9 protein-coding genes and 4 pseudogenes are annotated in these 10,003 nt (G+C 59.9%); 2 read left to right on the plus strand and 11 right to left on the minus strand.

Features of this window, described 5'->3' with window-relative positions:
• Nucleotides 1–78: 78 nt before the first annotated feature.
• From C6N40_RS12900 to C6N40_RS14340, 9 genes and pseudogenes are all read right to left on the minus strand, one after another.
• Nucleotides 79–1,461 (minus strand): RHS repeat-associated core domain-containing protein, encoded by a 1,383-nt coding sequence (locus C6N40_RS12900; RefSeq protein WP_106991438.1) that lies wholly within the window; start codon nucleotides 1,459–1,461, stop codon nucleotides 79–81.
• Between the two features lie 35 nt (nucleotides 1,462–1,496).
• Nucleotides 1,497–1,937, minus strand: a complete 441-nt coding sequence (locus tag C6N40_RS14145) for a hypothetical protein (RefSeq protein ID WP_162782225.1) — start codon at nucleotides 1,935–1,937, stop codon at nucleotides 1,497–1,499.
• Nucleotides 1,938–2,083: 146 nt separating this feature from the next.
• The gene (locus tag C6N40_RS12905; protein WP_106991439.1) at nucleotides 2,084–2,800 is read right to left on the minus strand and encodes an RHS repeat-associated core domain-containing protein; all 717 of its coding nucleotides are present in this window, start codon (nucleotides 2,798–2,800) and stop codon (nucleotides 2,084–2,086) included.
• A gap of 14 nt (nucleotides 2,801–2,814) precedes the next feature.
• Entirely contained in the window at nucleotides 2,815–3,393 is a 579-nt protein-coding gene (locus tag C6N40_RS14150) for a hypothetical protein (RefSeq protein ID WP_162782226.1), read from the minus strand.
• Nucleotides 3,394–3,395: 2 nt separating this feature from the next.
• Nucleotides 3,396–4,808, minus strand: coding sequence for an RHS repeat-associated core domain-containing protein (locus C6N40_RS12910; RefSeq protein ID WP_162782227.1), 1,413 nt, complete (start codon nucleotides 4,806–4,808; stop codon nucleotides 3,396–3,398).
• Nucleotides 4,809–4,936: 128 nt separating this feature from the next.
• Nucleotides 4,937–5,458: a hypothetical protein gene (locus C6N40_RS14155; protein WP_162782228.1), complete on the minus strand. Its 522-nt coding sequence runs from the start codon at nucleotides 5,456–5,458 to the stop codon at nucleotides 4,937–4,939.
• Nucleotides 5,448–6,131, minus strand: a pseudogene (locus C6N40_RS12915) (RHS repeat-associated core domain-containing protein); the annotation flags it as partial. The pseudogene C6N40_RS12915 and the gene C6N40_RS14155, both read right to left, overlap by 11 nt.
• Before the next feature lie 842 nt (nucleotides 6,132–6,973).
• Nucleotides 6,974–7,117 carry a hypothetical protein gene (locus tag C6N40_RS14335; protein WP_205208610.1) on the minus strand — a complete coding sequence of 48 codons (144 nt, stop codon included), beginning with the start codon at nucleotides 7,115–7,117 and terminating at the stop codon, nucleotides 6,974–6,976.
• Nucleotides 7,118–7,123: 6 nt separating this feature from the next.
• Nucleotides 7,124–7,318 carry a tyrosine-type recombinase/integrase gene (locus C6N40_RS14340; protein ID WP_338024614.1) on the minus strand — a complete coding sequence of 65 codons (195 nt, stop codon included), beginning with the start codon at nucleotides 7,316–7,318 and terminating at the stop codon, nucleotides 7,124–7,126.
• A 79-nt stretch (nucleotides 7,319–7,397) separates the two neighbouring features.
• Between C6N40_RS14340 and C6N40_RS14670 the strand changes: the two are divergent.
• Nucleotides 7,398–7,727 (plus strand): annotated as a pseudogene (locus C6N40_RS14670) (AAA domain-containing protein); the annotation flags it as partial.
• A gap of 131 nt (nucleotides 7,728–7,858) precedes the next feature.
• On the opposite strand, the pseudogene C6N40_RS12930 reads toward C6N40_RS14670, so the two are convergent.
• Nucleotides 7,859–8,214: pseudogene (locus tag C6N40_RS12930) on the minus strand (integrase core domain-containing protein); the annotation flags it as partial.
• Between the two features lie 91 nt (nucleotides 8,215–8,305).
• On the opposite strand from C6N40_RS12930, the gene C6N40_RS12935 reads away from it, so the two are divergent.
• Entirely contained in the window at nucleotides 8,306–9,583 is a 1,278-nt protein-coding gene (locus tag C6N40_RS12935; protein ID WP_106991448.1) for an IS110 family RNA-guided transposase, read from the plus strand.
• A 225-nt stretch (nucleotides 9,584–9,808) separates the two neighbouring features.
• Here the strand turns inward: C6N40_RS12935 and C6N40_RS12940 are convergent.
• A pseudogene (locus tag C6N40_RS12940) lies at nucleotides 9,809–10,003 on the minus strand (IS3 family transposase); the annotation flags it as partial.

The following is a 10,003-nucleotide window of genomic DNA, read 5'->3' on the forward strand; positions in this document are numbered from 1 at the left end:
ACCCTCGTGTTTCACGTGAGATATACGCAGGTTGGCACCCGAGAAGGAGCAACAGGGGCACGAACAATAGGATTGGCTTCATTCGCAGTACCCGCTAGCACACGCCGCTTTTACTGAGTTGTCGGCGGATCGACCGACTTCTTCGTAATTTACCGACCCGTCCGCACGGAGCAACCCGTATGGATTTACTCCGATGGATTGGAAGAATCGCGCTTCCGTAGTGTATGCCCGAATTTCGTCGTCATTTAGCTCGGATCGAATGTAGAGATTGTATCCCGTTGCCCGTTGGGTTGCGCCGTGAACACCTTCATGCACAAGAGTGGCTGCTGCAATTATTGATGCTCGCAAATTCGCACTTTTGGACATTGCGTTGTTCTGCTCAATGTCAACAGTGACGATATTTCGCATCCCTCCGGGCGCATCCGCGTCGCGATAAACACTCACGGTCCCCAGTGTGCCTTCTTTGAGCGAACCAGCTACAACCGTGACCCCGTTATCGACTCCCTCTTCCCCATAGAAGGCCAACGTATCGTTCAACGCCTTGTTCATATCAGCCGAGTTCTCAGGATTCTGCAGCGCGCTCCTCGTCTCTTCCAGCGCGGCTCGAGTTAGGTCGCACGCCTCGCCCTCACAAACATATCTTCCGTCCGGGTCGACGAATCGAATTGGATTGTTATTTGCGTACCATAGCCGATTGAAGTTAATTCCAGTGTTCGGTTTGGTCGGAACCGGATCGACGCTCAAGAAGCGGCCGACGCGTGGGTCATAGTAGCGCTGCTGCATGTAAACCAGCTTCGACGCCGCGTCCATCTGGTGGCCGGTGTAGCCGGGGCCGTTGCTCCAGGTGCCGTCGGCGGGTTCGCCCCAGGCGGTCATGCGTTCGCGGCGCGTGACGTTGCCGGCGGCGTCGGTGAAGGCCACCGGGGTGCCCAGGGCGTCGGTGTGCTGGTAGGTCACTTCGGAGACGCCGCCACCTTGCGGCACCTTTCTCGCAGCCACGAGGCTGCCGGCGAGGTAGATGTGGTCGGTATTGACCGAGGTCTTGTAGTCAGCGGTCCTCAGCAGGCTGCCGGCATGGCTGTAGTAGAAGTACGTCGACTTGTTGCCGCTTCGCTCCCTGACGCGCCGCCCCAATCCGTCGTAGAGATAGCTGGCGTAACTGGGTAGGCGCGTTTCGGTAACCCGGTTTTCCAGGTCGAAGACCAACGTGCCGCTGTCCTTGCTGGTGGTGTTGCCTCGGGCGTCGTAGCCGAAGCTGTGCAGCAGGGCGCCGGCGGGCGATTTGATCTGCGCCAGGCGGTTGTCGGCGTCGTAGTGGTAGCGGAACTGGCGGCTGCCCTGGTCGAGCACCCGCAGGTTGTCGAGCGGGTCGTAGGCGAAGCTGCCGTTGCCGCCCTGGGCCGGGCCGGCCACCACTCCGGCGAGGCGGTCGAGGGCGTCGTAGCCAATTCCCCCTACCACCTACGTTGCCGAAAGTCTGCCAGGCCAGCCAAAGCCTACGGGGCCTCCCTTGCCGAGGCGATCAGTTCACCTTGCTGCCAAGGGATTCCCAACACGCTCTGCATGTACGCGACTGTTACGATCTCACTCATTGAACTACAGTCGTCGACGCCCTTGGAACGGAACCAGGCAACCAGCTCAGACGGTCGGCTGAAGGGCTCGATTCGACACAATCCTCCAAGCCACTCAGTCTGGATCCAGTCATCCAGTTTCAGCACGTAGCCACACCCACTGTCTCTTGATCGCTCCGGCAAACTGGCACAAAATCGCGGAACGCATTCGTCGAACACCTCCCAAAGCTTCGACCCCGCCTTGATCCGACAGGAAGATTTCGACTCCACCGACTCCCCGGGTGTTTGAATGCTGGTCAACAGCACCTCGACGGCTGTTCTCAAGTCACGTGGCGGCACGCGCAAGTAGTTTTCCGGAATCAGCATTGGATCTGGGTATACATCAGACTGCGATGCCTCCGTTACTGCAACCCGCCGAAGATAGACCGCACTTACTCCAACCTCAGGCACTGCCGCACAGCCGCCAACCGTTGCCAGAAGAAACAGCATGAGAGCTCTAGTACTCACGGCATTCATTCTCCATGCACAGGGATGCAGTTCGAACACAATAATTCCCCCTCCGCTCCGCGAAGCCTTCCATGGTCAACCTTGCCATCTCTCGGCATCCCGTCCATGAAAACCCTGAATTCGCCTGCGTTGTTTCCCAAAAAGATCGGAATTGGTTTATCTAGGGCCTTGGAGGCCGCAACATCGTTGCGAGAGAAGTACTTGTTGTGCCAATCAGAGCTTCTTCCGTGGGTGTGACCCAAGGCCTTCGTGACCCCTGGGCGCAGGGAGAATCCTACGTTTCCCCTATCGCCTTCTCTGGATTTGGTCACGCTAATTGACCCGTCGCTACCTTGATCTATCTCAAAACCCCATTCATTCCCGCCTGGAGCCGTGGACACCGCATTGTCTTGAGAAATCCTGTCGTATGCTGCATCGGCGATTTCTGTCGTGATATCCGGATACGTGGCCTGCACTTCAGCTAGCTTCTTATCGTATGGGCGCTCAGCACGAGGGGGCGGAGTCGAAAACCTGGGAGCTCCGCAACGAATCTGCAGGAAGCAGCTCGCCTCTCCAGGCATCACGCTGTCAATCGCCCGACGACCATCTGGATCATTGAATCGATAGGAGTTGCCGTTGGCATAGCGATATCGGTTGAACTGGGCGACAGGGGATAAGAGTGCGTCAACAGGGTCAGCCGAAAGAAGTACGCCTACGATTGGATCGTAGTAGCGCTGCTGCATCGAATGCGACGCGCTCAACCCGACGGTTCGGCTCCGGTAGGATTGCCTTCTCGGGGCTTTCCGTTCGCCAACGCATTGGCAACGTCACGCCCGTCAAAGCAGACTTTCGATACAGCCTCAGCGGGAACGGTAGTCGGACCTGGCGAACCAGTTGTCGGAGCCATCACAGCGGCCGCGTTCGAGTAGCTCACTCTCATGCTGTAGCAACCAGCCCCTAAACCGAACGCGGCGACATAGTTCTCCTTCTTCTTCGCTTGGGTAAACCCCTGTCCGCCCGGGTACCATTCAATGAGCTCGGAGAACAGCTGAGATGGCAAACGCTCCCGCCGATACTCGATGCCGTTTCGTTCGAAAACTACGGCCGCATCGCCCATATTCACAGCGTGATCTACCGCACCAATAAGCCGAATGTTGGCGGCTCGAACATTAATCACCGAAACCGCAATACGCCTCTCCGCTACCAGATCATTGATGAGCACCACAATGAGGGAATCATCGATGGGAGGGGCTCGGCCTCTATCCTTGCTAAAGAGCACTCCGGCAAAGACCACCAATAGAAAATACGTCACCACGATCAGTATTCTCGCTGTCATCGTCAATCCCCGCCGCAGAAAGATGTTCGGCAGCTTCCCCCGGCATCAATGATCGCCCGGTTGGTTGCATTGGCTTTGCTACGATTATCGATCCTTTTAGTCTCTGTATCTTGACGATACCTTTCCGACATCCCGCCGCGAACCGGATTGCTATCGGAGAGCTCGCCCCGATAGGCTTCATCCTGAAGAACCGTGTTCGCATTGGAGTTGTTAAGTTGCACGTTGTCCGCGATTTCGTTGGATTGAACCTCATGCCTTCCTTCGTGGTAGATGACGCTTCCAACGTCTTCCGCGTTTGGGTAATCAAAGGCGCCAGGGCCAATTGATTTTTCTCCGGTATGTGAATCCCAAGACCCCAAGTCTTTCTCATTCGACCGATAGGTTGGCTCGACGCCTCCCAAGCCGCCCCGTTCGTGCGCCCTTTTCACGAAAGAGTCCCGCTTGGATTCGTCGCCCTGAGCTTCTTCGTATTGCCTCTGCCTATCGGCACGCGCTCGAGCTTCGCCGCCACGCCGACCGTCCGGGTCAACGAACCGTAGTGGGTTGTTGTAAGCATACGCGTAGCGATTGAGGTGCCGCATGTCTCCGGAATCCAGCGCCGTCACCGGATCCACGCTCAGGAAGCGCCCCACCGCCGGATCGTAGTAGCGCTGCTGCATGTAAACCAGCTTCGAGCTTGCATCCATCTGGTGCCCGGTGTAGCCCGGCTCGTTGCTCCAGGTGCCGTCGGCGGGTTCGCCCCAGGCGGTCATGCGTTCGCGGCGGGTGACGTTGCCGGCGGCGTCGGTGAAGGCCACCGGGGTGCCCAGGGCGTCGGTGTGCTGGTAGATCACTTCGCCGCTGCCGCCCGCGAACGGCACCCTGCGCGCCGCCACCAGGCTGCCCGACAGGTAGATGTGGTCGGTGCGGGTGTTGGTCTTGTGGTCGTTGGTGTAGAGCAGCTTGCCTTCGTGGCTGTAGTAGAAGTACGTGGACGTTGCGTCGGCGCGCTCACGCACCCGGCGAGCCAAGCCGTCGTAGACGTAACTCTGGTAGCCGGGAAGGCGCGATTCCGTCAGCCGGTTCTCAAGGTCTAATGTCAGCGTGCCGCTATCCTTGCTGGTGGTATTGCCGCGGGCGTCGTAACCGAAGCTGTGCAGCAGCGCGCCGGTGGGCGACTTGATCTGCGCCAGGCGGTTGTCGGCGTCGTAGTGGTAGCGGAACTGGCGGCTACCCTGGTCGAGCACCCGCAGGTTGTCGAGCGGGTCGTAGGCGAAGCTGCCGTTGCCGCCCTGCGCCGCGCCTGCGATCACGCTGACCAGGCGGTCGAGCTCGTCGTAGGCCATGTCCCGGTTGCCCGGTTGGCCCGGCAGGCCGTCAGAGATCGCCGCCACGTTGCCGTTGGCGTCGTAGTCGTAGCTGTCGTCTATCACCACGTTCGCGCCCAGGGCGTCGCGGCTGCGCTCGGGCAGCTGGCGAAGGTTCTGGATGAGCTCCTGGACGATGTGCGCCCTGCGCGCCAGGGAGCGCTTTCATTACATCGCAACCCCATTTTGATCTGATCCTACCGGCTATCAGACAGAGGCACAGACCCCGATGTTCCAAATCTCTTTTCGTCACCAGCCGTAATCTTAATCGAGTTAGAAACGACAATTCTTCCGTCAGGAATCCTATGAATAAGAAGAATGTCGTATTCGCCGAGAGGCAGGCAATGTAGTATCGAAATACTATGGGCATTCGTCCGAACGAGTTGCTTCTCCGATCTGACTGCCAAAACCTCCTTCTCCCCCGTGTCCGCCGCCCCATAGAACGTTACGCACGGCGGATGGGACGCCCCTTGCCGGGCATTAATCACCACAGAGTAGGTGTTTCCAAGGCCGCGCCCCGCCAACTCACCTGATGAATACACCGTCTGTTCTGCGGACCCCACATTCTTGAGGGTGGCGACAATTTCGCCGCCTCTTTCTTCCACGATTAATTGCAGGCTGTTTGACAAATCACCGGGACCATATGCTTGACCCGCTGCCAACCACATCGCGCAGCAAACGGCGAATGCTGAAAGCAGCACCAAGCGATTACTGCTCAAGTGGATTTCCCCCAAGCCTTTCGATGACCGATTCTTGCATATCTGCCGGTAGTTCATTGAAGTATCTCAGATAAAGATCCTTGGTTCGTTCTATCTCCCAGTCAGAAAGCTCGAAGCTTTCCGCGCTTTGAAGCCCTAACCCATACGCCTCAGCTTCATCGGCCCATAGTTGCAGCGTCGAGTACCCCATACGTCGCTTTTCTTGACGGATGTGCCTCCCCTCATGCTCGATGGCAGAGGCCACGCCCCCTAGGGTTCCTCCGAAGGCACTAGGCCCAAGAAGGATTGTGCTAGTCCCGATGGTCGTGCCGCCGGCCCTCAAGCTCGGGTCGTATTCAACCGCAGCACCTTCGGTCTCAGGCTTGTAGCGCGCAACAGCCTTCTTTAGCATGCGGTCTCTTGCGGCGTGCTTGTTCTTGCCGTTTGCAGGCCTTCTTGTTGGACCTCCGAGCTGAAAATCATCCGCAAAACTTGGCGTCCCGCCGAAACGCCCGGAAGGACCATTTTGTTCCCAAGGATGCCGCTCCCACGGGCGCCTCGCTAAGCGCCCATCGGGATCGACAAGCTTGAGCGGGTTTGAGGAGGCGTATTCGTAGCGGGAAAATACGGATCCTGTACTTGGATCTGTATTGACCGGGTCTGGGCTCAAGAATACGCCGATCGACGGATCGTAATAGCGCTGAACACTCTGACCCGACGCGGGTTCCGCCTGGTGCTGCGATCAACCCTTGATGCGGCGCGGCCTGCGGTCGCCAACCCGTCTTGAAGCACCTCCCGTCGATCACCCGAAGCCCTTGATGCGACTTTCGGCCGGCAGCGCGGGCGCGTCAAGGACGCAGGTTCCGGATCGGCAAGCACATCACGGCGCCCCGGTTGTCCGGTTCGGCTTCAGCCGGTGGCGATCCTCGGCTTCGACCGGATCGATGGTCAGCAGGTAGAAGGTTCGGCCGCTCCGGACAGGAATCGGGGTGTCGGGGCAGCGCCCCGACGGTGACGCTTTTCTCCCAGGTAGTCTCCCGGCGCCCGTCCACTTTCCGGGGCGGCGTTGGTCGGGGGCCGGATACCCTTCCCTGCTAACCAGCGCGTGGCCCGGACCTGGCCGGAGCCGCGGACACTGCCCACGCGCAGCTCGCGCACCGGCCGAAGCAGGCGCGGAACGCGCACAGCACGCCGTGGGTGGGTGTGCGCAGCACACGCGCCCACACGCACCGTTGGGTGATCGGCTCTTGCTCTTCCGGGGGCGCAAGACATGAACGCGTGTTATGCGAAGCGACGGGCTGGCGCAGCGCTTGCCTGCAAGCAAACCCATGGCCAAAGGCAGCATCGCAAGCGCTGTGACAGACCGGCGGTTTGCATAACGCCGCGTTATGTTCAATCGCCCGCAGGGCGATTGACCCCCGGACAAGTAAAGACCAGCGCGCTGCGCAGCAGGGCGCTGACCGACTCGCTCTCTACTCCCCGGTCACCAGGATGTTCGGCCGGGCGATGGCGACGTCGGCTTGAACGGCGCAGCCGTTAAGCCGCGTCGCCGGGCTCGCCGGCAGCGTCAGGATCGCGCAGCAGCTTCGCCGCCGGGTGCGTCGCCGCATGCACCGCATGCAGTCGCGCTATCGACACGTGCGTGTAGCGCTGCGTGCTGGTGATCTGGCCGTGGCCCAAGATCTCCTACACGTGGCGGATGTCGGCGCCGTTGTCCAGCATCGCCGTGGCCATCGTGTGCCGGAACAGGTGGCAGGCGCCGCGTTTCTCGATGCCGGCCTGTTTGAAGTAGTCGCGGACACGCCAACTCAACCCGTCAGGAGACAGGGGGTTTCCATACTGGCTCAGGAACAGGTGCTTCTCCGACGGATCGCTCAACAATCACCAGCTACAGGCGCTCAAGATTCGCTCTAAGCCAATCTCAGAGGTGATTCGCTTCACCATGGTAGATGCCATTGGGATGCGTACGACGCGAAGCACGAATGAGGCTGAGGCGGATTTCATCCTGGACCGCCTCTTGGAGTTGGTCGAACTCCCATCGCCCCCGACGGTTGGTGTCATAACGCCGTTCCGGGAGCAGCAAACGCTCCTGTCCAAGAAGCTGTTCAACCACGCGCGAGCGCGGGATTTCGAGGATAAGCTTCGCCTGAAGGTCATGACCGTTGATTCCTGCCAAGGCGAGGAGCGGCAGCAGATCTTCTATTCCATGGTCGCGACTCGCGGGCAGGATGCACTGAACTACATCTTCCCGGTCAGCCTTGACGGCGCTGTCGATGCCGTAGAGGACAAACTCAAAGTTCAGCGACTGAACGTTGGCTTCTCGCGCGCCCAAGAAAGCATCTGGATCGTTCATTCCATGCCGCTGGACGAGTTCCGAGGCGGAATTGGGCACGCGCTTCGCTACTACCGTAAGCTTCCCCGTCAAGCACACAACGCAAAAGTAGAACTTTCCTCGTATTGCTGGCGGACCTCGGCGGGCGTCAGATCGCCGAGGGAGTCGTGGGGGCGCTCCTCGTTGTACTCGAGCATCCACCACCACGCGGCCTCGCGGACGTCCTCGAGGCGCCGGAACAGGTATTGGTCGAGTACCTCCTCCCGGAACGTGCGGTTGAACCGCTCGATGTAAGCGTTCTGGTTGGGCTGGCCGGGCTGGATGTACTGGATCGCCATCCCCTGGTCCTTGGCCCATTCGGTGAAGGCTTCGCCCAGGAACTCCGGCCCGTAGTACATCTGGAAGCATGCTTTTTCTGTGGGCAGCCACCGCCTCCAAGGTCATCNAGTACATCTGGAAGCATGCTTTTTCTGTGGGCAGCCACCGCCTCCAAGGTCATCCTGAGGGTTCTCACACACCACAGGAGCTTGTCGACGATGGCTACCCGCCCTGATGCTACGCCTGCCGCCACGTGGGTGGCGATCGATATCGCTAAGCGGTACCACGCGGTCTTGGTCGAGACGCCTGACGGCAAGCACCAACGTTTCCGGATGGCAAGTACGCAGGAAGATCACCAGCGCTTGGTCGATCTCTTGCGTGCAGTTCCCCAGCCCGTCCGGATCGCCATGGAGCCCACGGGAGACTGCCACCGCACCCTGGCGTTTCGCCTGCTGCAGGAAGGATTTGATGTGTGTCTGGTGTCTTCCGTCGCGGGTGCCCGCTATCGGGAGGCGATCTTCAACTCCTGGGACAAGAACGACCCCAAGGACGCCAGTGTCATCCTGGCCCTGCTCAAGCAAGGGATTACCTTGCGCTACGTGGACCCATTGCTCGCAGGCCACCATGGGCTGCAGGAGCTGTCCAAGACGCACTTCCAGATCAGCCTGGCCAGGACGCGGCTGCAGCACAGTCTGATGACCCATTACCTGCCGCTGTATTTCCCGGAGATCGAGCGCTATTTCGATGGCGCCCACGCCGACTGGTTCGCACGATTCATGCTTCGGTTCCCGACCGCCGCCTCGATCCGTCTGCTCGACTGGGAGGCGTTTCGACAGGAAGCCTGGGAACTGGTGGGTCGCAAGGTCAACAAGAAGGCATGGTTACGCGAGCTCTATGACTGCGCCCTGCGAAGTATCGGGCTGCCCGTGGCTGACGACTCGGTGGAGATCCGGAGTTTCCGCCTCCAGCTGCAGCGCTTCCAGCAACTTGTTCAACAGCGCGACGCCTTGGCTGAGCAAGCCCATCAGTTGCTCGAAGGGCGGCCCGACTATGAGGCCCTGCGGTCCCTACCGGGGATCGGGCCCGTACTCGCACTGACCATTCTGGCCGAAGCTGGCGATCTTCGCCGCTTCGCTCACCACCGCCAATTCCTCAAGTACTGCGGCCTGGACCTGGCGAAGTGCCAGTCAGGTCAGTATCGGGGCCAGGAACGACTGTCCAAGCGGGGCAACGCCCGTTTGCGCTTTGCCTTCTGGTTCGCCGCCACAGTGGCAGTCCGCATGCGTGAGAACAGCTTCCGCGCCAAGTACGAGCGCTACATCCATTGCGATCCCACCAATGCAGACCGCAAGCGCAAGGCGCTCACTGCCGTGGCCGCGAAGATGGCGCGCGTCGCCTACGGCTTGGTCAAGCACCAGACACACTACCGCTGCTACTTCGAGAACGCTTTACCCCGTGGATCGATTCCGCTCCGTAGGGCCGTCGGGACCTCATAGGATCCTGTAGATAATGCTCGGACCTTCCACGGGAACTCCATGCTGTTTTAGGCACGTTCGAGGCCGTCACGGACCTCGTGTTCACTATGGTCAGATCAGGAGATCTTGAAGACGTGGAAGTCCGCGGGACTGCGTGCAAGCTCGAAGATGGCTCACTCGATCAGGCGCATTTCGCGTCTGCGGATGCTTACAGCCATATTTCCTGCTTGACTCCAGAGTTAGCACGTTGTCCGTCCGCAGCACCTGCGGCAGCCCACGCTCGCGCTGGAGCCGCTGGAAAATCCGGACCAGGCGCAGCGAAGTGATCGAGGTGTCGACCTCGATGTGCAGCGCCTCGCGGTTGAAGTCATCCTCGACATTGAAGGTCCGGAACCGGCGGCCGCAAGCCAGCGCGTCGGACATGAAATCCGCCGACCACAC

The sequence above is a fragment of the Arenimonas caeni genome, from assembly GCF_003024235.1.
GTDB lineage: Bacteria > Pseudomonadota > Gammaproteobacteria > Xanthomonadales > Xanthomonadaceae > Arenimonas > Arenimonas caeni.

Coding starts and splice junctions, on each gene's coding strand:
- C6N40_RS14145 (WP_162782225.1), bottom strand. CDS start 1,937: ATGCTGATTCCGGAAAACTACTTGCGCGTGCCGCCACGTGACTTGAGA.
- C6N40_RS12905 (WP_106991439.1), bottom strand. CDS start 2,800: ATGCAGCAGCGCTACTACGATCCAATCGTAGGCGTACTTCTTTCGGCT.
- C6N40_RS14150 (WP_162782226.1), bottom strand. CDS start 3,393: ATGACAGCGAGAATACTGATCGTGGTGACGTATTTTCTATTGGTGGTC.
- C6N40_RS12935 (WP_106991448.1), top strand. CDS start 8,306: ATGGCTACCCGCCCTGATGCTACGCCTGCCGCCACGTGGGTGGCGATC.